This window comes from Eximiradius sp., from assembly GCA_937127445.1.
In the GTDB taxonomy this organism is placed as follows: Bacteria; Bacteroidota; Ignavibacteria; order Kapaibacteriales; family UBA2268; genus JAKIZO01.
Genome location: CAKZLY010000014.1, coordinates 70625 through 96419, shown reverse-complemented (window position 1 = coordinate 96419; position 25795 = coordinate 70625). Strand labels below are relative to the sequence as shown.

Here is a 25795-nt window from a genome sequence, read left to right as displayed (position 1 = left end):
TAAAAAAATGTTAATTTAATTTTTTGTTTAACTTGTTTGTTCTGTTATGTTAAAAAGAATAATATTGATTTTTATTTTATACATTTGTTTAGTAAGCAATGGTTTCTCGCAGGGTTTGCTTGTCCCATATAATTTAAATTTCGAAATGGGCGCAGTGGGCTACGAACCGCCGCAATGGGACGCAAGCAATTCCGCACAAAAGCAAGGCTACATAATCATTACTACCGACTCACTATCGCACTCGGGACGCAAATCGCTTGTAATAAATTCGCCCGACAGCAAGGACACTTCTACTATTGCGTTTGTCAAGCAATCCATTTATGCCTACAACTACCGTGCCAACAAAGTAAATTTCGGTGCTTATTTTCTTACTTTTATGGATAATGAACGCTCTTTCGCTTTTCTCTGGGCTAACGTCCGAGACAAGGACGGTAATATTGTTGCTTCTTTCAGCACACAGGAAAAGCCAATCTCTTCCGCCGACTGGACTTATTTCTCGATTACGCTCGACATCCCGCAGGAAGCCGAAATAATTAATTACGGCTTTGCCCTAAAAGGTAGCGGCACCGTTTTCATCGACAATGCCAATTTCGATTTAATTTTATCTGATCCAAAATACTATGCGCCGCAATCGAAATTGTCCGAAACCGCTCTCGATAATTTAGTTGCGTTTGCAGAAATTTTTGGACTGGTCAAATATTTTTATCCAAATTTCTATTTTGATAAAATTGATTGGAACAACTTTCTGATTGCAGGAATAGAAAAAGCCGAATCAGCAAAAAATTCAAACGAATTTGTTAAATTGATAAGCCCTCTGATTAATCAAGTTGCCCCAGAGGCAAAATTAAACGAGAAATCAAACTACAAGCCCGACGAAAAATTCCCCGAATATGCTTGGCTGCATACCGGTATTCCATCGAGTTACGCCAACGCTGTTTCGAACAGCAAAATGATAAATCTTGCTCACACTCGCCGCACAAGCACCGCACTTGCCATTCAACGCACGCCAATCAGCATTGGCAAAATTCACCCTACAGCAATTGAACTTTCAGCAGATTGTTCGATTATTGCAGGAAATAATTCTTCTTTCGGCAATATCCTTGTCCGCTTCGAAGACGAAAACAATCGCATAATCAGCTTCACCTCGTTCGAACCGCCATTTGTGAAATCTGCCAATCTAAATACATACTTGATTAAAACCAAAGTGCCCGAAAACACTAAATTTATCCGTCTGGCTACCAATCTTGATGGCGAAGGCACTTTCTTGGTTAGAAAAATTGAATTGAAAATATATGCGAAAACCCTCAATAATCCACGAAGACTAATCTTCGACTTCGAAAAAGAATCCCCTCTCCATTGGGAACTGCTCGAGGCATCTGCCCGTGCGGGCTACCAATTTTCAATTGAGCATAGTTTTTTGAAATTATTCTCAACCAACCACAATAAGATTATTATCCCTAAGAATACTTTTTCTATTACTTTGCAGAATTCTATTGAATATGCTCAACCTTTAATTCTCAATATTGATAGCGTCGCAAATTCAAATTACAGCATAAATTTCCGCTCGCAATTACAAACCAAACCTATTGACTTTGTTCCTACGGCAGCAGACCGCCATAGCAGGATTGCACTTGTGATTGATTTATGGAACTACCTTGCTCATTTCGCCTCGACGGAAAATGAACGCTCGAAAATGCTGAACTTGCTGCGCTCATCAATTGCAAGAGTTGCCGAACAATCCGATAGCCTTGAATTAGAAAAATGCCTGAATGAACTTCTTCTTCCAATAAACGATAATAACGCGCTCATCGAGAAATATAACCCGAGCGTAACAAAATTCTTGCCTGTGCTGCTTAAATACATTGACGGGAAATTAATTGTAGCAAAAAATCATATGTCCTCTGTTTTGCTCGCAGGCGACGAAATCACCGAAATTCAAGGCAAACCTGCCACCGAGGTATTATCGCAAATCGAGCAATTTATTACCGTTCCAAACCCAGCGTATAGAAGAATTATTGCAATTAACAAGCTTTTGAAGGGCGTACCTGATAGCAAAGTGGAAATCACCGCCCTTCGCAACGGCAAACCCATTAAAGCGATTGAAACTCGTTCACTGCTTGCGGGCGAACTCTTCGAGGAACGCCCCGAGCGATACGAAATTTTCGGCGACAGCACTATTTATTGCGACCTTACCCGTACCACCGACAAAGAGCTGAACGAAATCGCAAAATTTATGGAAAAATACCCCTGCTTGATTTTTGATTTGCGAGGGAAATCGCAAGTTTCGGAATATTTTTTGGGCTTGCTTGCCGAAAGTGCAGTGCAATCCTTCCCAATTGTTACTACGACAAACACCGAACCTTTCGGCAGAAGCAGAAATTCATACACAATCTATACAAATATTAAGCCATATAAACGTTTGGCAAATAAGCAAGTAATTTTTCTGTGCGACGAACGCTCTGTTGGACTTTCCGAAACAATTTTAGCAATTGCAAAGCACAATAAGTTAGGCACAATTGTGGGACGCCCAACTTCGGGCTCGGCTGGCGAAATTTGCACAATTGCTCTGCCATGCCAATATTACCTGACAGCAACAGCGGCAAAAGTTTTCTCTCCCGATGGCGAAGAAATATCAGGACGCCCTATCACGCCTGATATTTCTGTCGATTATGATTTGAATTTTATCAAGAAAAATATCAACGAAATTTTATTCAAAGCACTTGAAATTATCAAAAATTCAAGGAATAAATAAATGATTATTAAGAAAATTGAACTTACCAACTTCAAAAGTTTCAAGGAGCTCAAATTAGAGCTGGGGAAGTTCAATGTGATGATTGGCCCAAACTCGGCTGGAAAATCGAACTTAATCTCAATATTTCGTTTCCTTCGCGATATTGTGCAGTCAGGCCTGGACAACGCTATTTCTATGCAAGGCGGAGTGGAATACTTACGTAATTTGAGTTTGGGCAATAGCGAAAAATATATGTCTCTGAAAATTGAAGTTGAACCATTCAAAAAAATTCGTCCAATCAAAACGATGCCTCACGGAACAATAGGAATTAAGCCAAGCTGGTTCGAACACGAGTTTGTACTTGAATTTTTCGACAACAACGAGCAATACCGCGTTGTCCATAACGTTCTGAAACAGAATTTCGACTTCTTTTTGATGCGCGACAGCTCGAACACTGAACATATTATCGGGCATAGTGAACTCACAATCTCGAACAATAACGGAAATTTCTCTATCGATTATACAAAAGACGGCGAAATCCCTCTTTCGAAAGAAGATTTGCTGCCATCCATTTATCTTGATATTAATTCATATTCAGAACAATCGAAGCTGAACGAAACACTGTTCATCGAAAATCAGTATTATATGCCACACCCCGATAGCGTCCGCAAAGCAATCGGCGATATTTCTATTTACGATTTAGACCCAAACCAGCCCAAAAGCGTAACCTCAATCGCAGGCAAAGCCGAACTCGAAGAAAACGGAGAAAATCTTGCCATCGTGCTTAAACGCATACTTTCCAATCCTGAAAAAGCTCGCACTTTGTTCAATTTGTTGCAGTATCTTTTGCCATTTATCGAAGAATTCGAAGTTGATAAATTTTTAGACAGATATTTGCAGCTGAAAGTGAAAGAATCCTACGTCAAAGATAAGTTTCTGCCTGCCTCTCTTATGTCGAGCGGTTCGCTCTTCATTATAGCAATCGTAATTGTTTTGTATTTCGAACATAAAAAATTCGTAATATTCGAAGAACCCGCGCGACGCATCCATCCTTATTTAATTTCGAAAGTTATCGAAATGATGAAGGAATGCTCGCAACATAAGCAAATTTTACTCAGCACACACAACCCCGAAATAGTTAAATACGCTGGAATAGAGAATATTCACTTTGTTTCGCGCGACGAACAAGGCTTTTCTTCTGTCGTTAAGCCTCACGAACGCGACGAAATCAGAACTTTCCTGCAAAATGAGATTGGAATAGAGGAACTCTACATTCAAAACTTGCTTAAATAATTATGGCTCTGCGTAAATTATATATATTTGTCGAAGGAACAGACGACGCCTTGTTTTTCAGCAAGGTTTTCCTGCACTGCTTTAAAAAACTTTACGACGATGTCGAAATTATTCAATACGCACAGATGAAAAAATCGAAAGTCGATTTGTTTATTCTTAGCATTAATACTTTGAATTTCGATTATATTATGCTTGCTGATATGGACGAAGTCGAAACAGTTTCCGAAAAGAAGCGAATAATCAAACACAAATTCGAACTTGTCGATATAGAAAAAATACTGATAGTAATAAAAGAGATAGAAAGCTGGTATCTGGCGGGAATGACCGACGAATTTGCTCGTTCGCTCGGTCTTGAACCAATTACAGCAACCAACACAATTACGAAGGAAGATTTTAATCTTTACTACATTCGCACCTACCGGTCGAGAATTGATTTTATGCAAGAAGTGCTGAAACATTTTTCTGTTGAGGCAGCTTGCCATAAAAATCGTTCTTTCGATTATTTTTACAAAAAATTTTTTTTAAATAAACAGAATTAATATTTTTGGTATGATTTTTACAATATCTGAGTGAACTTATAAAGTAGTATAATGAAAAATAGACGTGATTTCATAAAGCAATTAGCTTCGGGTGCTATTGCGTTAGGTGCGGCAAGCAATTTAACAGCACGAACACTTGAATTCGAACCATTCAAAGGTTTAGAACAAAAAATTAACGGCAATGAACAAATAAGAAATATAATATTGCCACCAGCTCTCAAAAGCGGTTCGCTTATTGCAATTGCCTCACCTGCAAGTCCTGTAAGCGCCTGGAATTTATCGAATACCGTAAATATACTGAAAAAACAAGGCTTTACTGTTGAAATTGGGCGAATTGCCAAAAACCAGAAAAACGATAATAATTATTTTGCAGCAAGCGATCAGGAACGAGCAGATGAACTTATGCAGTTTTTTGAGTGTCCTGAGATTTCAGCAATAATGTGTGCTCGCGGCGGCTATGGCGTTATGCGTGTTCTGGATAAGCTCGACTACAACGTAATAAAGAAAAATCCGAAAATCATTATAGGATTTAGCGATATTACCGCTCTGCTTAATGCAATTTATGCAAAATGCTCGCTTGTTGCTTTCCACGGACCCGTGGCAGTAAGCAGCTGGAATGATTTCTCGCTCAGCAGTTTCAAAAAGACTCTCACCGTTGGCGAACTTTTTTCTGCAAAGATTGACGAGATGCAAGTAATAAACGACGGAATAGCCGAAGGCGTCATTCAGGGCGGCAATTTACGAATTATTTCCAGCACTATGGGAACACCTTACGAAATTCAAACTGACGGTGCTATTTTGTTTCTGGAAGATGTGTCTGAACACGCCTACGAAATCGATAGAATGCTCTCTCAACTACTCCTTGCCGGTAAAATGAAAAATATCAAAGGAATTGTTTTCGGCAAATTCAAAAATCTACATACTCGCAAATCTTTCTACCCAAACCGTGGCAAAACTATTTTCGAAGTAATTAACGAAATTTGCAAACCACTTGGTGTTCCGCTTGTTTATGAATTTCCATTCGGGCATATCACAAACAAAATCACTTTGCCCATTGGAATAAAAGCACGAATTGACACAAAATCAAAGACTTTTTCGCTGCTGGAACAAGCTGTCTGCTAAGCAAGGTAGCTCAGGCAACCAACTCCTACGGGTTCCACCGACAAATACGCTTCTGCATAATGAACACCTATAAGACTTCCGAAGTATTTGGCTCGTGCAATAAGTTCTTCTTTGAATTCCGGGCTAGAAAGTTTAGTTTGCGGTTCGTTTGTGTTTTCGTTGCCCGTAGCGTAAACTTGTGAGGCAAACGCTTCGATTGCCTTCATCTTAATATCCTGAAACTCTGAAATATCAACGTAGAAATCGGGTTTTCGCTCGAACTGGTAGCTTTGCATAAAGCAGAAAATTTTACGAGTTCGATAAATTTCTTGTTCTTCTCCTTCGAATTCGGTGTGAATTTTAGTAAGTCCGCTTTTGAAAAGAGCGTTTCTCACAAGACGATGAACAGCTTCGTGGTCGGGGTGGCGTTCGAACGGAGGGTGAGTAAGAACAATTCGTGGTTTAAATCGACGAATAATAGAAATCACACGATAGAGCGATTCTGGACTTTCATCGATAAAGCCATCCATCATTCCTAAATTTATGCGGTGCGACACTTTCAGAATTTTAGTTGCTTCGAGCGATTCTTGCAGACGCAAGTCTGGATTGCCGCGGGTGCCCATTTCTCCGCGAGTGCAATCAACAATCGCTACTTTCTTGCTTGCAGCTGTCATTTTGGCGATCGCCCCGCCTGCTGAAATTTCAGCATCGTCCGGGTGGGCGTCAATAACGAGCAAATCAACTGTTTTAACTTCAGTATCCTCGAAAATAATACGTGTTTCCATTTAATTGCCTGTAATTGAGTGAATTTTCTCAATCCTAATCATATGGCGACCGCCTTCAAATTCAGTAAAGAGGAAAGTTTTCACAATTTCCTTTGCGAGCGATAAATCTGTTATTCTTGCACCAAGAGCGAGCACATTTGCGTTATTGTGGCGGCGTGCCATCTCTGCCATTTCGACAGATGTGCAATTTGCCGCACGTATTCCTACTACTTTGTTTGCTGTTATTGCCATTCCAACTCCTGTTCCGCAAATCAAAATTCCGAAGTCTGCAATGTTTCCTGCAACTGCTTCCGCTGCTGGAAAAGCAAAGTCTGGATAATCAACTGCTTCTTCCGAAAAAGTCCCAAAATCCAGCACTTGTTGCTCTAATTCTTTCAAGAATATTGATAATTCTTTTTTATAATTATATCCTGCGTGGTCTGATGCTATCGCTATTTTCATAAATTCTTTATTCCTATACTATTATAATTTTTATAACTTTTTTTAATAAAATTATCAACAATTTTTTAACAATCTACATTTTCTTCTGTTAATAAAACGAACTTTTCCACAAATTTATTTAGTCCAAATAATTTTTTTCACATAAGGACAATTTTTTGTGAATATTTTGTTAATAAATTCTATAGTTTTATACACACATATCAATAATTTTCAATTTTCTAATCCAAATTATTTCATAGTTTTAGATGTTTGTCAAGCATTTTTTTTACACTTTTCCACAAACATAATAAATAATAATAAAGGAATATATAAATATATAATAATATTATTAGAAGAATTATCAACATAAGATTTAATAAAAACTTCGTGATAATTCGTAGCGATATAAAATAAACAAACCTTTGCAATTTGTGTGTGACTTTACATCATTTCGAATTCATCCCTTCATTTATAATCTCATTTTTTTGTAAATTTGCATTTTAACAAACTTAATTGTATATTAAAAGTTAATTTTTTTCAATAATTATTCATTTATTTTAATTAATATAGATATAGATTTTTATCTGGAGAGTTAATGGAATTAAATGAGATAAATCAAAGTGGGAATAACCACGCAAATAACGGAACAAACGGCGACAATAGAATCATCGAAAACGTTCAGAATATTCAAGAAATTCTTGCAAATGAGGATATTGTAGAAGTTCTTTTCAAAGGCAATAGGCGTGGCTTTTATATTTCTACGGGCTTCGATACTATTCAGCCCGACGATAAAATAGTTGTAGAAGCCGAAAATGGCGTTGATTTAGGCATTGTTACCTATATTGGTGCTTCGGCTAAAGCTCGTGTTCGCTGTTGCCACAAAGCACGTTCGATTAAATACAAAGTAGTTCGCGAAGCAAGCGACGAGGACCTTGAACGCTACTTCACAAATACTGCCGAAGAACCTTCGGTGGTGAGAAAAACTCGTGAACTTGTTGAGCAATTTAAACTAGATATGAAGGTTACCGAAGCTGAGTGGCAACTTGACCACCAACGCTTAACTATTTATTTCACTGCACCCCAACGCATTGATTTTCGTGAACTTGTTAAAGAACTTGCGCGCGTTTTCAAAACTCGCATTGAGCTGCGTCAGATTTCCACTCGCGAAGAAACTAAACGTATGGGGGCAGGCTTCGGTCCGTGCGGGCTAAACCTTTGCTGCACTTCGTTTCTGGCTGATTTTAATCATATCACACTCGAACACGCCCGATTGCAGCAACTTTCTAACAATGTTGCAAAACTTAGCGGCTACTGCGGTAGATTAAAGTGTTGCCTTATTTACGAAATTGAAACATACAGCGAAGCATTTAAGCACTATCCACAACTACAATCTCGCATTAAAACAGAAGAAGGTCTTGCAAAACTTGTAAAAGTTGATATTTTCAAGCAGATTTCTACTTTATATTTCCCCGAAGAAGGTAAATACAAGCAAATCACATACGATGAACTTAAACAATATATGGATAATAATAAAGTATTGCCACCGGCGGAAGAAGATTTACGCAATATTCTTGGTGATGGCAATATTCAGGTTCGCCGCGATATTCACGGCGAGGAATATATTGTAGAATAATAACAGAAGTAAGTTAAGCAATTTCGAAGTGTTTCCCTTGGATTAAGTTGTTGAAACGTCGAGGGCTATTATGGTGTCAGCAAAAATAAAATTTACCGTGTTTGGATTGGTACAGGGCGTTGGATTTCGCTATTTTGTGGCACGAAACGCAATGGCTTTGGGCTTGCGCGGCTATGTCCGCAATGAATACGATGGAACCGTTTCAGGTGTTGCAATTGGCAACCCCGCAAGCATAGATAAACTGAAATCGCTGCTTCGAAACGGACCGTCGCGCAGCAGAGTTGAAAATGTTATCTTCGAGGATTACATTGGCGAGGACAATTTTGTAACATTCGAAATTCGCTAAGTGAGCAAAATAAGAAAAATATTAACCGCATTTACACTTTTTATGATTATTCAATCAGGTGCTTTTGCCGAAATAATAAAAATAACATATCCATCACTTAATGAAATGAGCCCACGAATTGCATTGGTGCTAAGCGGTGGTGGTGCTCGTGGTGTGTCGCAGGTGGGTTCGCTCGAAGTGCTCGAAGAAAATCGAATTCCTTACCACTATATTATCGGAACAAGCATTGGTTCTATAATAGGCGGGTTGCTGGCGTCTGGCTATTCCCCTTTTGAACTCGATTCGCTTATTAATTCAATCAATTGGAATGATATTTTTTCGCTCAAAGAGCAAAGCAATCGCACTGACCTATTTTTAGACCAGAAGATAATAGAAGACCGCTCGCTTATTACTTTTCGCTTCAAAAATTTCAAGTTCATCGTTCCCGAAGCAATTTCTGCTGGCGACCAATTTAATATTACGTTACAAAAAGTATTTTGGAATAGTTTATATAAGCCGCACGGCAATTTCGACAATTTGAAATTTCCATTTCGAGCGGTTGCAACTGATATTGTTTCGGGCGAGTCAATTTCGCAAAAATCGGGCAATATTATAACTGCGATACGTGCGAGTGCAACTGTTCCACTGCGATACACACCAATTCGTTCGAACGGACAAATACTTGTCGATGGTGGTATTTTCGCAAATATTCCCGCCGAGCAAGCACTCGAATTTTCGCCCGATTTGATTATCGTAATCAATACCGTTTCTCCTAAACTCAATTCGGAAGATTTGAACACACCCTGGAATATTGCCGACCAGGTGATTACAATTTCGATGGATAAATTCACCCGAAAGCAGAAAGAATACGCCGATTTTATCATTACTCCAAATATAGATTGCCACAAAAATACTGACTTTTCAAATTTAGATACACTTATTAGAGCTGGGCGTTATGCTGCTGAAAATATGGTAGAGAAAATTCAGCAAAAATTTCGCTACAAATTTTATTCAAGAATCAATCGATATCATCAGAATTTCTCGATTGACTTGCTTAAAGGTAAAGCAATAGTTCCAATTAGTTTCGATAGCACCGAAGAAAATTTCATCAAACACACAGTAGTATCGATAAACAGCATCGAAGAATACAACGACTTGATAATTAAACTGCTCGAAACAGATAAATATAAACAAATAGAGTTGGATATCTCGAGTGATACAGTATATCTTGTTGGGAAGAAGTTTCCGCAGCTTACTTCATTAAATTTAAATGGTGTAAACAATCCAAATGTTGCAGAATTTGCAAATAAGTATGCTCAGAATAATTCTAATATTCCACTTTCTCCAAATGGAATTACTCGCATAAAAGAAGATTTGCTGAAAAAATACCGCTCCGAAGGATATTCTTACGCGATTATTACAAATGAGAGGGCAGATAGTTATGGCAACCTATTCTTCACTATAGACGAAGGCACAATAGGCGAAATTTTAATTATTGGGAACGAAGAAACAAGCGATTTTCTTATTCAGCGCGAACTTAAATTCAAAGTTGGACAGGTGCTTAATGCTGAGAAATTAGTCCGAGGATGGAATAATTTAGTTAAAACTGGACTTTTCTCCAATGTAGAAATTGACATTGAGGAAAATTTAGAAAATGCAAAAAAAATTGTTATCGTAAAAGTAACAGAAGGTGGCACTCAAACACTTCGCATTGGCGGGAAGGTTGATAGCGAGCGCTATGGTCAGATTGGTATCGACGCCATTCAAGAAAATTTGTTCAATGCCGGGATTCGTTTATCGGCTCGCTCCACAATTGGCACTCGCAATCAGGATTACGCATTCTTGCTCGAAAATCCTCGCATTTTCAAAACTAATTTTTCTTTGTCGGCTTCGATGTATTATTCCAGTAGAGATATTAATAATTATAGTTTTCAAAAAACTTCGCTTTACCACTTTAAATATAATAAAACAGGCGAAAGCACAATAGAACGGTTCGGCGGCATTGCTAATTTCGGTCGCCAGCTGGACAAAAACGGAACAATTTCTTTTAGTTATCGATTGGAGAAACAACGCTTTTTTGAAAAAAATTCTGCTAAGCCGGAATATTCAAATGTATCCACAATCAAAGTGGCAACAATATTCGACAGCGAGGATCGCTCATTTCTTGCTCGCAATGGGCAGCGTATCGAGCTTTATCTCGAAACCGGGGCAATTGCAATCAAGCCATCTGTAAGCTTCTCCAAAGCATATTTTTATTACCATCATAATTTAACAATTGAGAACGTTACTTTTCGTCCGGCACTTTCGTTCGGTGCGGCAGACAAAACGCTTCCTCAGGCAGAATTTTTCTCGCTCGGCGGGCAATCAAGTTTCTATGGATTGCGAGAAGACACCAAACGCGGGCGGCAAATTTTTACTGCATCGCTCGAAGCCCGTTATAAACTTCCATTCCAGATATATTTCGATACTTATTTATCAGCAAGGTATGATTTAGGAAACGCTTGGTTGCAAACTGATGAAATTGCGTTCAAGGATTTCTTGCACGGTGGTGGTCTTGCATTCGAGCTCGATACACCGCTGGGTCCCGGCCGGTTCGCAGTCGGTAGAAGTTTCTATTTCAGAGAAAATGGTGAAATTGTGTTTGGTGAACCAGTTTTATATTTTAGCATAGGTATGAAATTATAAAAATTAATCAATGCTTTCGGCAGTTACTGATTGCTTCAGCTGTCTTTTTTTGTAAATATAATTGACAAGCTCACCAGAAAACAGCAAAATAAACGAAGAATAATAAATCCAGATAGCCATCGAAATTACAACTGCAAATGTGCCATAGAATTTACCATAATTACTTATTCCGCTGATATACCACCCGAAAATGTGCCGAGCGATTTCTATTAGTATGACGCAGCTTAGTGTGCTCCAAAATATTACAAAAAATGGCATTCGCTTCGTCGGTATAAATGTGTAGATAAAGAAAAATATCACAAACGAAGAAACAAGCGAAATTAGCGTTACAAGCGCCCCGCTTATTATTTTATGTATGAAATCAGGAAAGAAACTCTCTAAAAACGAAATAACAAAGTTGCCAATTGGCACAAGATACGAATAAATCAGAATTAAAATTGTAATAATAATTGTGAGCAGAATATCATATAAACGGTAGATGATGAAATTTTTTTTCGCAGGAATATGAAAAATCGCATTTAGCCCAGACCGTAAAGACGACACAAGAATAGACGAAATCCACAGCAGCGAAACAAGCCCGATAATTCCCGCTGTATTGCTATGAAGGTTTATCTTCTTTACTTCTTCCAGTACAGTGTGAATGATCTCTTTTGAGGATTGTGTCGGTGGCAGGAAGTCCGAAAGCATTTTTTCTATTACATTCGAGAGCTGATTAATATCAATAAAAGCGTTTACAAGATAGATTGAGAGCAAAAATAGTGGGATTACGTATAGAGCAATATTGAAGGCAATTCCAGCGGCGAGTATATAAGTGTGGTTGTCGTCCAGTTGGTCGAAAAACTCCATTATCTGCGTGTAAACAGTTTTCAGTATTTTGAATTTGCCTTTGTCCATCAATATTCTTGCTGTATAATTACAGAATAACCTTTTTTCGAATTGCCCGCGAAAATTATCGTGTATGTTTTGTTGAAAGTTAAGAATAAGTCATCAATTCGAGCAACTTGTTTTTTTGTGTCTGAATTTAAAAAAGTTAAGCTGAATTTTCGTTCTTTGTAGATACGTTCGATAGGTGTACGTTCTCGATAAGCAAGATTGGGATAAATCAACAAGGAGTCGCCCCAATTTATGTCGATTTTTGGAATATCAGAAACATTTACAAAACGCCGCACATAATGGTCGGATGATGCAAAAACAGGCGGCTCGATGAAATCGACCAAATCGAGTGCATCTTTTGAGCCTGTGGCAATAAGCATAGCTCGGAGTTCAGGTCTTGCTGAAAATGAGAATTGCTTGTCGGAGATACTAATTTGAGTTTGACCGTTGGCAAGTATTGTTGCGAGAGCACCGCTATAATTAAGCCGTGCATCGGAAAATACGCCCGGAAGAGCGAAGCTTACAAAATCAGCATCAGCAATTGTATTAATAAGTTGTGCAAACACTCCTTCGCTTTCAGCAACTATTGGATTGGCTGCTGCATTTTCTTCCACAAGCGAAACTTTTTGCTCGCCCGATTGAGTTGAATAAACAACAATAAAATAATTTTTATTTGCTTCGAGCCACAGACGCGTTGTTGTGATTAGACGAGCGGGTTCGGTTGCAGTGAAGACGGCAATAGGCAAGGTTCCGGCTTCGAGCAGAAGCGGACGGGAAATTTCGCCGAACTTCAAGGCACTTGCAAGATTGTCGCCCGAACGGAAACCGCGCGATTTGTCCTCGCCCGTTGCATTTGCAATTTCGCGAGCTCCTGCCGAGACGGACACACCACTTTGCAAGTAATTGCCATTGACCACACGAACAATAGCTCTATTTTTCAATTCTTCTGTAATATATGTGGGTTCAGCAAATACCAGCTTTTTTGCTTTCGAATTTGCACTATCGAATACAAAAGCAGAGTATTTTTGCAGAACATCTATTCCAACGTCGAGTTTTGCTGTTGTTACACTATTCAACTTAACGCTTAAAGTGTCCTTCGCAGCTGTGCCGCAAGCTTCAATTTCCTTAGCTCCATCAGAAAACATTGGGAAAACATTTGCCACATCACCTGAACTATGCAGGTGAAGACTTACCATTTCAGTTGAGAAATTCGTAATTTTAAGATAGGCGTCGCGATTATCAATTTTCGCAGGTTCTCTAAGAGCCTGCACAGTCGAATTTTTCTCGTCCAGAAGCAGAACTTTTTCCGAATTTCCCTGGCGAATTATAACAATTGCGTACTGTCCCAAATTCTCTAAAATTAGATCGAAAAGCCCGATAAGTTCGTCGCCCGTATGCTTATGGCGAACAATTGAAATTGCAACTTCACCCGAACGGACAACCGAGTGGGCAGTTGCCCTCCTGTATTGAACGTGGCTTGCGATTGTAAGTCCGCTTGGGCAGCCAATCATCATCGAGTAGCTAACAGTAGAATCAGGATTGCCGTTAAAAAGTTTTAGATATGCTTCTTTCTGGCTTTGTGCAACAACAATTGAAGTGGAAAAAGTGATTATTGTATCGACTTCACGATGTTGTGAGGCTCCATCCGCCGACGGCAGAACAACAAATGTATAGTTCATATTTCGCCCGAAGCGAACTTTGTTGCTCGATTTAAGTTCGCTTGTGCCCTGGCGCCTAACTTCAAGAAATACAGAGTCCGCGGGTGGTCGCACAAAAGCTGAGACCATACCATAAGGCACGTCAGCGATTTCAGTTTCACCGTTTAGCACAATCGAACGGCTTTGCCCGTCGCCCGCAAGATTGAGCAGCCGCACATTTACAGTTTCGTATCGTGGCGGTGGATTGACAAGATATTCATTCTCCGAAGCACACGAAGCAATAAGCAAAACGCTTAATATTACAAGTATTTTTTTCATTTTCTCATTTACATTAACAAGAATTAACAATATTAATAAAATTTACAATATAAATGAAATAATATAAACGATTGTAAAACAAAAATGATATGAGGAGAGTATAGAATGTGAGAAATGCGAAGAAGTTGAGCAAATAAGCCGCGAAAGGCTAAAGGCTATTTGCAGTTTCATCTCTTCGGTTCCGATATTAATTCCTCTTTCCTCCTTCTATACGCCTTTCTAATCATTTTATAATTTATTTTCTAAACCTGAACGATTTAATTTTCTTAAATTTGTAGAAAACAGAAGGTGAGGAATGAATATCCCACAAATTAATCATCTCCAAGAAGCGCACAAGCGAATTAAGCCGTTCGTCCACCGAACGCCAGTGTTAACTTCACACTATCTGAACTCATTGCTTGGTTGCGAAGTTTTCTTCAAGTGTGAGAATTTTCAAAAGGTTGGTGCTTTTAAATTTCGTGGAGCGACTAACGCCCTGCTTTCACTTCCGCCCGAGCAGCTTCGCAACGGAGTTGCTACTCATTCCTCGGGCAATCACGCACAGGCTCTGGCTTTGGCTGCCAAACTGCTTGGCACAAAAGCAACGATAATTATGCCGAACAATTCCCCAAACGTAAAGAAAAATGCTGTCGCCGGCTACGGTGCCGATATAATTTTGTGCGAACCCACGCTCGAAAGCCGCGAGCAAACTCTGCGTCAGTTCGTTAGCAAAAGCGGGGCGATATTTGTCCATCCATACGATAATTTCAATATCATCTGCGGGCAAGGCACTGCGGCAATTGAACTTATCGAGGAAGTGGGTTCACTCGATACTGTTGTAGCACCCGTTGGCGGTGGTGGACTACTTTCGGGCACTTCCATTGCTACGAAATCGCTACTTCCAAACTCAAAGGTCTTCGGTGCAGAACCATTGGGTGCTGATGATGCTGCTCGTTCGCTGCGTTCGGGCGTTCGTGTTGAAAGCATTATTGCGAATACTGTTGCCGACGGGCTTCGCACAACGCTTTCTGAACTTACCTTCTCAATCATCAAGCAAAATGTTCAGGATATTATTACCGTCGACGATCAGGCAATCATTTCCGCAATGAAATTAATTTGGGAAAGGATGAAAATCATTGTCGAGCCGTCCTCGGCTACTGCACTTGCTGCTGTTGCTGCCGAAAAAGAAAAATTCGCCGGTTGTCGCGTCGGTATTATACTTTCGGGTGGAAATGTTGATTTGGACAATCTTCCTTGGTAGCCAATGACTTTGCTGGAAATTTTTTTTCTCTCGTTTGTGCTTGGACTGGATGCGTTTAGCGTTTCGGTTGCCGCGGGTGCGTTCTTCTGCAAAGCAACAAAAAGGCAAAAATTTCGCCTATCCTTCCATTTTGGTTTTTTCCAATTTATTATGCCAATTGTTGGCTGGACAATTGGCGTGAATGTGTTAAAATTTATCGAAAAATTCGACCATTGGGTTGTTTTCGCAATTTTATTTGCTCTTGGGCTAAAAATGATTTGGGAAGGGCGGAAAGTTGGGAGCGAAATTGTAAGCAAAGATATTTCGAAAGGTTTCTATTTAATCACTCTTGCTATTGCAACAAGCTTGGACGCTCTGGCAATTGGTTTCAGCCTTGCCTTGATAAACGAACACATATTTTTCGTAAGTTTAATTATCGGAATTGTTGCTGCCGCTATGACACTTATCGGCATACGCATAGGCGAACGAACATCTTCGATATTCAACACAAAAGCCTTTATTTTCGGTGGAATTATTCTTATTTTACTTGGAATTAAAATTTTATTTGAGCATTTGCTATAAAATGAAAAACGAACAAGTTTCTGATTTGCAATTTCTCAAAGGTGTAGGTCCGCGGCGAGCAAAAGCACTAAATGAAAGTGGGATAATCACAATCAAAGATTTGCTGTATTATTTCCCACGTTCGTATATTGCTCGCGACGAAGCGAAAACCATCAGCCAGATTTTTCAAGAAATTGCAAACGCACAGAACTCTCAATCTCAACAGATTTTCGATTTCACTTTACGCAAAGAATACACTTTGATTTGCAGAATCACTATGAAGCAAATGCGTCAGTTTTCCCGCAAAAAACTGCTTCAACTGACTATCTACGACGGGTCGTCCCGATTTGCGAAAATTAATTTCTGGAATAGAACCGAATTTTTTGAAAAAATTTACCAATCAGGACAGTACGTAGTCGTTTCGGGCGTCCCCGAAATTGATTATTCGGTGCTTACTTTCACTCATCCGGAAATTGAAATCATCGAGCCCGACGAAATGGAACACTTCCAGAAGGGTGCAATTCTTCCGAAATACAGAATTACCGATGCTATGCGGCGAGCAGGATTGACAATGAACCAGATGCGTTCAATTATTCGCAATGCCATCGTAAATTTGAACGAATTGGAAGAAACTTTGCCTTCAAAATATCTTGATATCCTCAAATTCCCTTCGATTTATGATACAATTCGTGCTTTACATTTTCCTAATTCGCCCAAAGAACTTTCCGCTGCTCGTTATCGAGTTAAATTCGAGGAATTTTTCTTCTACCAGCTTCTGCTAAATCTGAACAAAAAGAAAATACAAACGTCCGAGCGCGGAGTTGTAATCCCCGCAAAAAGCGCTCTTGCTCGCACTCTCTACAACTCATTGCCATTTACGTTGACGAACGCACAGAAGCGAGTGATCCGTGAAATTTGCGATGATTTTGCATCCGTACGTCCGATGAACCGCTTGCTTCAAGGCGATGTTGGCTCGGGAAAAACTATTGTAGCGCTGCTCACGATGCTAATTGCAATTGATGCTGGCTACCAGGTGGCAATTATGGCACCAACTGAAATATTAGCCGAACAGCACTTCCTTTCTTTCAAAAAATTTATCGAAAATGCGTCGCTGAATATCGAAATTGTTCAAGTCGTTAGCGGACAAAAATCGTCGTTGCGGCGTAAAATTTTCGAAGATATCTCCTCAGGCAAAGCAAAAATTATTGTCGGCACACACGCACTTTTCCAGAACGATATACCTTTTAATAAACTTGCATATGTGATAATCGACGAGCAGCACCGTTTTGGAGTTAGCCAAAGAGCCGAGCTTATCAATATTGCCCGAAAATCGCTTGACAACGAAAACATAAGCCCCCATATTCTTGTTATGTCGGCAACGCCAATTCCTCGCACTCTTACTATGACCGCCTACGGAGAACTCGATGTGTCCATTATCAACGAGCTTCCAAAAAATCGCAAGCCAATTCTTACGAAAGTTGCTTTCGACGATGCTCGCAGCGAAATTTATTCGTTCGTCTGCAGCGAAATCAACAAGGGACGCCAAGCGTATATCGTTTATCCACTTGTCGAGAAATCGGAAAAGTTAGAACTGAAAGCTGCAACCGAACATTTTGAGTATATTCAAAAAAAGGTTTTTCCTGAATTTGCTTGTGGTTTGCTGCACGGTCAGATGTTCTGGTACGAAAAGGAAGCAGCAATGCAAAAATTTGCGACTGGGTTATTTCAAATACTTGTTGCAACAACAGTAATTGAGGTTGGCATAGACGTACCAAACGCAACAATTATGCTAATCGAAGATGCCGAACGCTTTGGACTTTCGCAATTGCACCAGCTGCGAGGGCGTGTCGGGCGCGGAAGCGAGCAATCTTATTGCATCTTGCTTACAAAAGATAAATTTAAAAACAAGATAAGAAATGCGGACGATAGCGAACGCCTTGCCGCTCTTGTTCGTTTGCGAACTATGGAACAAACTAACAACGGATTTGAAATTGCAGAAGTTGATTTGAAATTGCGTGGACCCGGCGATATTCTTGGCAAGCGACAATCGGGATTGCCCGAATTCAAATATGCGGATTTGGTCGAGGACCGCGAAATACTCGAAGCAGCCAGAGCTTTTGCTGCTAAAATTATCCAAGACGACCCAAATCTTTCAAAACACGAAAATAGCATTTTAAAATATCAAGTAGAGCAAAAATTCATCGATATGGGAAATTACTACGGAATTGCTTAACGCAGCAACCATTCTTTGATTTTTGCGACGTAAGTTTGCTCGTCGAAGGAACAGTTGTTGTATTTGCCGGCTGCCAGCCGTTGGCGAAAGGCTTCGTAAACACTCACCGCACAAGCAACGGAAATATTCAGGCTTTGTATCATTCCCACTTGTGGTATGAGAAAATTGCCATCAGCAAGCGCAACCGCTTCCTCGGACACTCCCGAATGCTCATTGCCAAATACAAGAGCAACCTTTTGTGTTAAATCAAGTTCATATAGCGAAACAGCATCTTTTGCAAGATGAGTTGTGTAAATTTTGAAGCCGTCCTGCCGCAAAAATTTATAGCATTCTTCGATAGAGCGAAATTTCAGGGTGTCGACCCATTTTCGGGCACTTGCCGAGCTTGCTTCCCCAAGCATTGGGAAAGGCTGCCCTGAATGATAAACAAGGCAAACACGATAAATACCCACAGCATCGCAGCTTCGCATCATAGCCGAAAGGTTGTGCGGGTCGGAAATGTTCTCAGCGATAACAGTTAAATCGAGTTGGCGACGTCGAATAACGTCTGCAATTTTTTTTACACGTTGTTCAGTCCCGAATTTGTAAGCTTCCGAAATGTCCATAACCCTTGAATTAGAATTTCGCACATAAATCGTTTATATCGAATTTTTGTCCGTAGGACGATTTGCGTATCGTCTCTGCCCGAAAAAGTTCAATAGCGAGCAAATATGAAGGCCGATTTTTTCGCAACCAAATCAAAAAATTCATTCAAAATATATCACTACATAAACGAGTGTAGGGAGGTTATATTATATTAGATTATTGTCTGATATATTTTTTCTTCGGAAGGTTCTCCATACAATTTCGATACAATTTCACCTTTTCACGAATTCCACTTCGAAGTAGCTATGCCAGTACTTGCCGGTGAGAATAAATGTGCGGCTATGGGGAATGAAGGCTATTCCGTTCGAAACTTCGGGCGAATCACCACGAACGACAATTTCACGTAGTGGCGAAATATCAATAATTCCAACCACTTTGCCTGCTGCGGTATCTATTTTAACGATTTTGTCCTCCTGCCAGATATTTGCATAGAGAAAACCTTGGTCATCGAATTCCATCTCGTTGATATTATACACCTGCCGCCCGTTCAGGTAATGCACCTGCTTGGTGCCAACTTGGGAAAAATCTTGCGGATTAACGTATTTCAGCACAAAGGAGCCATCGGACATAATCAGGCGGTTGCCATCGGAGGCAAGCCCCCAGCCCTCGCCGTTATACCGAAAAGTTTGCTCAATTTTGAGCGACTTCGCATTATAGACGTAGCAAGTATTTTCCAGCCAGGTGATTTGATAAATCTTGTTTTTCCATACCGCAATACCTTCGCCGAATTTATCATTGGGAATAGACGTTTTCGCAATTACTTTGCCCGTTTGCGGATCAATTTTGTAAAGTGCGGAATGACCGTGCTGACCGGTGCTTTCGTAGAGAACGCCATCATAATAGAGCAGCCCTTGCGTGTAGAAATCTGTATTGTGCGGGAATTGGCGAATAATTTTAACAGTGTAATAAATTGTGCTATCAGTAGTTGTGGCATTATTTGCCTTAATGTATTGAAATTTTACTTCTTGCTTTGGTTCTTGCTTGCAGGACGCCAGAAACGCAAGCAAAATCAACAAAAATGTACTAATTCTCATCACTCAATTTCATTCTATTAATAATATTTGTTGTAGATTTGCCTTCGACAAATTCGATGGTAGCAACACGCCCGCCGTAGCTTTCCACAAAGTCTGCCCCAACGATGTTCTGTCGCTGATAGTCCGCTCCTTTAACAAGAAAATCAGGTCGCACCTGATTTATTAGTTCCAGCGGGGTGTCCTCGTCGAATAGAACGACATAATCGACTGGTTTCAAAGCATTTAGCACCTCTGCCCTATCTTGCTCATTGTTAATCGGGCGAGCACTGCCTTTCAATCGGCGAACCGACGCATCGGTATTCAACCCGACAATTAGCACATCGCCTAATTTTTTTGCTTCCGTCAGATAATGGACGTGTCCGGCGTGTATGATATCGAAGCAACCGTTTGTGAAAACAATTCGCTTGCCTTCGTTTCGCAATTGCTCACAAATCTCGGAAATATGTTGTCTATCAACTATCATATTATTTAGAAAAAATATTGACAGCATTAATTAATTTATCGGTTTGGATGGATACAATACCGGGTTCTTCGCAAACAACGCCAGCGGCAAAATTAGCCATAGTTGCGGCTTCTTCCACTGTTGCTCCCGCGGAATAAGCCGCAGCAAGAGTTGCAATAACGGTATCGCCTGCACCCGAGACGTCAGCTACTTTTCGTGCACGGGTAGGCACAGATTTAATTTCGCCGTTGCTTTTGAAAAGTCGCATTCCTTCCGAACCAAGAGTAATCAATATGTTTTCAGCTTTAAGTTTTCGCAGCAACTGGTTGCCCGCATCGTTTAGAGCTTTGTCGGACTTAATTTCAAGGTTCAGAGCTAATTCTGCTTCGCGTTTGTTCGGCTTGAACAGAGTAACTCCATTATATTCGAAGAAGTTAGCGAATTTGGGGTCAACAAATACGGGAATTGACTTCGATTTAGCAAATTTAATAACCGAACGGATAAGTTCGGCAGTGATGGCGCCTTTGTTGTAATCTTCGAAAATAATAGCAGAGAAATCATCAGTTTCTTCGAGTTTCTTGATTATGAAATTGATGGCGGATTTATCGATTGTTGAGCGGTTTTCCAAATCCAGACGCAAAAGTTGCTGATTATTGCCAATTATGCGAGTTTTGAGAGTTGTTGGACGGTCTTTGTCCTGAAACAGTCCCGACGGCTCAATCCCAATTTTTTGAGAAATATTAATGAAAATATCGGCGAATTTATCGCAGCCGAGCACACCGAAAAGATAAGGACGCGCCCCAAGCGACTTCAAGTTTGCAGCAACGTTGGCAGCACCACCAAGATGATAGGTCTCGCTTTCTAAATCAACTACGGGAACAGGTGCTTCAGGGGAAATTCGCGAAACGCTACCCCAGAAATAGCGGTCCAGCATCACATCGCCAATGACTGCAATGCGACGATTAGCAATATTCTGGATTATTTCCTTTGCCCTATCTACTGATAAATTTAGCATATAAACAATTTTCCAAAATCAAATAGACATAATTCTAAAATTTGTATCCATATTGTATTTGATAACCAGCAAAGCATTCTCGTATTTGGTGAAATCAATTCTCAAATCAGTTTGAGCTTTGAGATAGACCAGCCCTAATTTTTTAATTTCAGGTGCGTCCTCTGCGTTAATATCTATATCGTTAAAACCGAACACTTTGCTAATTATTCTCACTTTATCTTCGTCGGTCAAGAAATCGGCACCACCTAAATTATACAAGCCGAATTTTTCCCGTTCGAAAGCATTTATTGCGGCTCTTGCAACATCGTTATTCCAAATGGGGTTCGAAATAAAGGTGTTTTTCACTTCCACATCAATGCCCGTTTGCAAATATACATAAATTTCGGATACTTCATCTAAATTATCATAGTTGGAATAGCCGAAAACTTTTGTAGTTCGGAAAAGAGTAGTCAGGTTTAAATCCTGCTTGCAAGAATTTTCCCTTGCAACAAGGCTTTTGGATATATAATCGGTTGGGCTGACAAGGTCGTCTTCCGCATAAGGTCCGCGTTTACCGTCGAAGACAAGTTCGCTGGAAAACGTAATATAGTGAACGTCTGCGATTTTTGCAGTGGTAATCAGGAAATCGTTCAATTCAACATTAATATTCCAGATTTGCTCCTTCGGCAGATTGTCTTTGTTGTTTGTGATTAAGTAAGTATTTATAATAATGTCGGGTTTTTCCGAGAGAATAGTTTTTCTGAGCAATTTTCTATCAGTAAAATCAAGAGTATATTCCCAATCATCGTTTGTCGCGGATGGCTGACCAATCTTAATACGGCACAATTGAGCGTTTGTCTCTCGTGGAATTAGATTCTCGAGAGCGTCGCCGATTAAAGTGTCGGGTTGTATCAGGACAATTTTCATAAAATTCCAATTATCTTAAATATACAGAAAGAACAGAGACATCAGCAGCCGAAACGCCTGCAATGCGGGATGCCTGACCAAGCGAACGCGGGCGAATGCGGCTAAGTTTCTCCTTTGCTTCGTTAGAAAGCGAAGGAATAGAGAAATAATCTATGCTTTCAGGGATGTATTTATTTTCGTTTCCCAGAAAATACTCAATTTCGCGTTTTTGGCGTTCTATATAGCCGTCGTATTTTATTTCAGTGCGTAGTTGTTCTATCAATTGCTTGGATGAAAGCACTTTTTGAACCACTGCATCATCAAGCGAGGCAATTTCTGCCAGTTTTAGGATGTCGGTATTTTCCCTTTTAGCGAGAATAAAGATAGATTGAGCGTCGTTTATAGGATTTTCGCGATTAGAAACAAGATAATCATTGACTTCATTAGGTTTCAGTTTTGTGTTCTTGAAAAATTCGAAAGCGTATTTCAAAGCATTCTCTTCTTTCTGAAAACGCTCGAATGTTTCACGTGGAACAAGACCGAGCTGAGTGCCATATTTCATCAAGCGATAAGCAGCATTATCTTGTCGCAGCAGCAGCCTGTATTCTGCAAGAGAGGTGAATAGCCTGTATGGTTCTTCCGTATTTTTGTTAATCAAGTCATCTATAAGCACGCCGATGTAGGCTTCCGAGCGACGAAGGACGAATTCACCTTCCCCGCGAATTTTCAGAACGGCGTTTATCCCGGCGACTAATCCTTGGGCTGCTGCTTCTTCGTAGCCCGAAGTTCCGTTGATTTGCCCCGCGAAAAAAAGTCCGTCGATTGACTTGGTTTCCAATGTGTATTTCAATTGATATGGATAGAAAAAGTCGTACTCTATAGCATATCCGTAGCGAAGAATTTCGCACCTTTCCAGTCCAGGAATAGTTCGCAAACCTTTTTCCTGAACGTCTCGTGGCAAACTTGTAGAAAATCCGTTCACGTAAACGCTTTCAGTGCGAAGCCCTTCGGGTTCGAGCAAAATTTTATGAGACGCACGCTCAGCGAAGCGGTCGATTTTGTCCTCGATAGATGGGCAGTATCGGGGTCCAACTCCTTCAATTCTTCCAGTAAACATAGGTGAACGCGAAAAGCCCGTTCGCAGAATTTCGTGAGTGTGTTCGGTTGTCGCTGTTGCGAAACACATCAGGCGGTTCTTTACCTTTTGTGTGCGGAAAGAAAACGGCTCGGGTGGTTCGTCGCCGCCTGCTAATTCGGTTTTACTATAATCAATAGACTTTGCGTGAACGCGTGGTGGGGTGCCTGTTTTCAACCGCCCTTTTTCTAGTCCGTAAGCAGCAAGTAAATCAGACACACGGTCCGAAGCTGGTTCTCCGTAACGACCACCGAGGGTTACGTCCAATCCGGTGAACATTTTGCCATTGAGAAATGTTCCGGCGCATAGAATAACTGCTTTTGCCTGTAAATATTCGTTTGATTTGGTTTTTATTCCTACTATTTTATCTTTTTCGATTATAATTTCATCAACAGTTCCATTAATCAATGTTAAATTCGGCTGTTTCAGAAGCAATTCGAGAGCATATTTTGGATAAAGGTCTTTGTCGATTTGAGTGCGTGGGGACCAAACGGCAGGACCTTTTGAACGGTTTAGCATTTTAAAGAGGAGTCCACCTTTGTCGGCGAGGAGTCCCATTGCGCCACCCAATGCGTCGATTTCCTTGACAAGATGTCCTTTGGCAGTGCCGCCGATAGACGGGTTGCAAGATGGGCGACCGATTGTATGGAAGCTCATCGTTACAAGTGCAACCTTTGCCCCCATATTGGCGGCGACAAAGGATGCTTCTATGCCGGCGTGACCGCCACCGACAACGATTACATCAAATTTGTTATCTGTATGTTTCACGTGAAACATTATTTGCCAATGCAGAAATTAGAAAAAATTTGATTTAAAACGTCCTCGCTCCATTTCTTGCCTGTGATTTCGCCAAGTTTTTCGGCCGCCTGGCGGACATCTATTGCTATGGCAACGTTATCGAAACCCGACTTTATAGAAGCGATTGCGTTTTGCAAAATGTTTGCAGCTTCGGCGAGCAGTTTCGCTTGCCTTTGATTTATCAAAGCGTCCTGCTCTCGCGAGAAAGACACTTTTGCCTTTGCGGCAATCAATTCTTTGAGATTTTCAATCCCTAAATTATGTTTTGCTGATATGCCCTCTACTCTATCGTATTGCAACAAATCAACTTTGTTCTGCACAACGATCACTTCCCTATCGGGGTGCTTGCGGCGAATTCCTTCGGCTAATTCATCGGAATGGTGTATCCCTTTTGTGGCATCATTTATCACCAGAATTAAATCCGACATTTGAAGAACATTCTCGACAAGACGAATTCCTTCCACCTCGATAATATCATCAGAGGATCGAACTCCGGCGGTATCCACAAGTCGGACGTGAATATCGCCAATATAGAGCGACTCTTCGATGTAGTCGCGGGTTGTCCCCGGAATTGGGCTAACAATTGCTCTGTGCTTTTGCAGTAATGTATTGAAAAGAGTAGATTTGCCGGAATTTGGAAATCCTGCGATGCCTACATAAAATCCATTTCTCAATATTTCGGCACTTCTATGGGATTCGGCAAGCGAAGAGCAGTACTGAACAACATTTTCGAGCTTTTCGATGATTTGATGCTTTTCAACTAATTCAATTTCTTCTTCGGCAAAGTCCAACTCCAATTCGAGCAAACCAGCAATATTCATAAGGTTTTGTATAATTTCGTCAAGGCGTTTCTTGAAATTTCCAATTAGTTGTCGCGATGCAGTTTGAGCTGCCAGTCGTGTAGTGGAATGAATTATATCGGCAACGGCTTCCACCTGCGAAAGGTCGAGCTTTCCGTTAATGAAGGCACGGCGGGTGAATTCGCCCGGCTTTGCGATCTCGGCACCGTTTTCAATGCAAAGGTCAATGATTTCGTTTGCCACGATCATCCCGCCGTGGCAGCTGATTTCGACAACATCTTCGCCTGTGTAGGAATTCGGCTTGCGAAACACCGATACAGTGACGGTATCGACTACTTCGTTGTTGTGAATAATCTTGCCGTAATGTATTGTGTGGCTGGGCGTTTCGCTTATCTTAGTGCGTCCAACAAAAATTTTATCGACAATTTCAAATGATTTCTCACCTGAAATTCTTATAACAGCCAGCCCACCTATTCCCGGCGGTGTTGCCAATGCTACAATTGTTGATGCCATTTTTCATCTCAAATATAACTACTTAAAGACGATTTATTATACTGTTTGTTTTAAAAAAACACAGTTAGATAAATTACAATTTGTTGTATTTCTATATAATATTCGGTTAAATAAATTAGATGATATATTCTTGTAGCAAAATATTTTAAAATTA

21 protein-coding genes are annotated in these 25795 nt (G+C 40.3%); 10 read left to right on the top strand and 11 right to left on the bottom strand.

The window, feature by feature from the left end; all coding sequences use genetic code 11:
• The first annotated feature begins 46 nt into the window (after positions 1-46).
• From AC6QZF_RS03175 to AC6QZF_RS03160, 4 genes are read left to right on the top strand one after another with little or no spacing between them, the layout of a single operon-like run.
• Positions 47-2752, top strand: coding sequence for a S41 family peptidase (locus tag AC6QZF_RS03175; protein WP_499798431.1), 2706 nt, complete (start codon positions 47-49; stop codon positions 2750-2752).
• The gene (locus AC6QZF_RS03170; protein WP_499798430.1) at positions 2753-4024 is read left to right on the top strand and encodes an AAA family ATPase; all 1272 of its coding nucleotides are present in this window, start codon (positions 2753-2755) and stop codon (positions 4022-4024) included.
• Positions 4025-4026: 2 nt separating this feature from the next.
• Positions 4027-4563, top strand: a complete 537-nt coding sequence (locus AC6QZF_RS03165) for a hypothetical protein (RefSeq protein ID WP_499798429.1) — start codon at positions 4027-4029, stop codon at positions 4561-4563.
• Positions 4564-4614: 51 nt separating this feature from the next.
• Positions 4615-5685, top strand: a complete 1071-nt coding sequence (locus AC6QZF_RS03160) for a S66 peptidase family protein (protein ID WP_499798428.1) — start codon at positions 4615-4617, stop codon at positions 5683-5685.
• Here the strand turns inward: AC6QZF_RS03160 and bshB1 are convergent.
• Both bshB1 and rpiB read right to left on the bottom strand, forming a co-directional pair.
• The gene (gene bshB1 / locus AC6QZF_RS03155) at positions 5682-6449 is read right to left on the bottom strand and encodes a bacillithiol biosynthesis deacetylase BshB1 (RefSeq protein WP_499798427.1); all 768 of its coding nucleotides are present in this window, start codon (positions 6447-6449) and stop codon (positions 5682-5684) included. The genes AC6QZF_RS03160 and bshB1 overlap by 4 nt on opposite strands.
• Complete coding sequence (gene rpiB / locus AC6QZF_RS03150; protein WP_499798426.1) at positions 6450-6890, bottom strand: ribose 5-phosphate isomerase B; 441 nt, start codon at positions 6888-6890, stop codon at positions 6450-6452. It abuts the gene before it with no gap.
• A gap of 574 nt (positions 6891-7464) precedes the next feature.
• On the opposite strand from rpiB, the gene AC6QZF_RS03145 reads away from it, so the two are divergent.
• The 3 genes from AC6QZF_RS03145 to AC6QZF_RS03135 all read left to right on the top strand — a co-directional run bounded on the left by AC6QZF_RS03145 (position 7465) and on the right by AC6QZF_RS03135 (position 11512).
• Positions 7465-8502, top strand: coding sequence for a PSP1 domain-containing protein (locus AC6QZF_RS03145; RefSeq protein WP_499798425.1), 1038 nt, complete (start codon positions 7465-7467; stop codon positions 8500-8502).
• 70 nt (positions 8503-8572) lie between these two features.
• Positions 8573-8848 (top strand): acylphosphatase, encoded by a 276-nt coding sequence (locus AC6QZF_RS03140; RefSeq protein WP_499798424.1) that lies wholly within the window; start codon positions 8573-8575, stop codon positions 8846-8848.
• A gap of 42 nt (positions 8849-8890) precedes the next feature.
• Positions 8891-11512: a patatin-like phospholipase family protein gene (locus tag AC6QZF_RS03135; RefSeq protein ID WP_499798423.1), complete on the top strand. Its 2622-nt coding sequence runs from the start codon at positions 8891-8893 to the stop codon at positions 11510-11512.
• Positions 11513-11515: 3 nt separating this feature from the next.
• Here AC6QZF_RS03135 and AC6QZF_RS03130 read toward each other — a convergent pair whose 3' ends face one another.
• Positions 11516-12406 carry a YihY/virulence factor BrkB family protein gene (locus tag AC6QZF_RS03130; protein WP_499798422.1) on the bottom strand — a complete coding sequence of 297 codons (891 nt, stop codon included), beginning with the start codon at positions 12404-12406 and terminating at the stop codon, positions 11516-11518.
• On the bottom strand, positions 12406-14361 hold the full coding sequence (locus tag AC6QZF_RS03125) for a hypothetical protein (RefSeq protein ID WP_499798421.1): 1956 nt from the start codon (positions 14359-14361) through the stop codon (positions 12406-12408). The genes AC6QZF_RS03130 and AC6QZF_RS03125 overlap by 1 nt, the downstream gene beginning before the upstream one ends.
• Positions 14362-14656: 295 nt before the next feature.
• Between AC6QZF_RS03125 and AC6QZF_RS03120 the strand changes: the two genes are divergently transcribed.
• The 3 genes from AC6QZF_RS03120 to recG are packed head-to-tail and all read left to right on the top strand — an operon-like array spanning position 14657 to position 18374.
• Positions 14657-15601 carry a pyridoxal-phosphate dependent enzyme gene (locus AC6QZF_RS03120; protein WP_499798420.1) on the top strand — a complete coding sequence of 315 codons (945 nt, stop codon included), beginning with the start codon at positions 14657-14659 and terminating at the stop codon, positions 15599-15601.
• A gap of 3 nt (positions 15602-15604) precedes the next feature.
• Positions 15605-16162: a manganese efflux pump MntP gene (locus AC6QZF_RS03115; RefSeq protein ID WP_499798419.1), complete on the top strand. Its 558-nt coding sequence runs from the start codon at positions 15605-15607 to the stop codon at positions 16160-16162.
• 1 nt (position 16163) lies between these two features.
• Positions 16164-18374 carry an ATP-dependent DNA helicase RecG gene (gene recG, locus AC6QZF_RS03110; protein ID WP_499798418.1) on the top strand — a complete coding sequence of 737 codons (2211 nt, stop codon included), beginning with the start codon at positions 16164-16166 and terminating at the stop codon, positions 18372-18374.
• On the opposite strand, the gene AC6QZF_RS03105 is transcribed toward recG, so the two are convergent.
• From AC6QZF_RS03105 to mnmE, 7 genes are all read right to left on the bottom strand, one after another.
• Positions 18371-18979: a TrmH family RNA methyltransferase gene (locus AC6QZF_RS03105; protein ID WP_499798417.1), complete on the bottom strand. Its 609-nt coding sequence runs from the start codon at positions 18977-18979 to the stop codon at positions 18371-18373. The two genes, recG and AC6QZF_RS03105, sit on opposite strands and share 4 nt — an antisense overlap.
• Before the next feature lie 252 nt (positions 18980-19231).
• Positions 19232-20053 carry a glutaminyl-peptide cyclotransferase gene (locus AC6QZF_RS03100; RefSeq protein ID WP_499798416.1) on the bottom strand — a complete coding sequence of 274 codons (822 nt, stop codon included), beginning with the start codon at positions 20051-20053 and terminating at the stop codon, positions 19232-19234.
• Positions 20043-20516, bottom strand: a complete 474-nt coding sequence (rfaE2, locus tag AC6QZF_RS03095; RefSeq protein WP_499798415.1) for a D-glycero-beta-D-manno-heptose 1-phosphate adenylyltransferase — start codon at positions 20514-20516, stop codon at positions 20043-20045. Before rfaE2 ends, AC6QZF_RS03100 begins: the two co-directional genes overlap by 11 nt.
• 1 nt (position 20517) lies before the next feature.
• Positions 20518-21510 (bottom strand): D-glycero-beta-D-manno-heptose-7-phosphate kinase, encoded by a 993-nt coding sequence (rfaE1, locus tag AC6QZF_RS03090; protein WP_499798414.1) that lies wholly within the window; start codon positions 21508-21510, stop codon positions 20518-20520.
• Positions 21511-21528: 18 nt separating this feature from the next.
• Positions 21529-22416 carry a sugar nucleotide-binding protein gene (locus AC6QZF_RS03085; RefSeq protein WP_499798413.1) on the bottom strand — a complete coding sequence of 296 codons (888 nt, stop codon included), beginning with the start codon at positions 22414-22416 and terminating at the stop codon, positions 21529-21531.
• Positions 22417-22426: 10 nt separating this feature from the next.
• Positions 22427-24307 (bottom strand): tRNA uridine-5-carboxymethylaminomethyl(34) synthesis enzyme MnmG, encoded by a 1881-nt coding sequence (gene mnmG, locus AC6QZF_RS03080; RefSeq protein WP_499798412.1) that lies wholly within the window; start codon positions 24305-24307, stop codon positions 22427-22429.
• Positions 24307-25641, bottom strand: a complete 1335-nt coding sequence (gene mnmE / locus AC6QZF_RS03075) for a tRNA uridine-5-carboxymethylaminomethyl(34) synthesis GTPase MnmE (protein WP_499798411.1) — start codon at positions 25639-25641, stop codon at positions 24307-24309. Before mnmE ends, mnmG begins: the two co-directional genes overlap by 1 nt.
• Between the last annotated feature and the right edge of the window lie 154 nt (positions 25642-25795).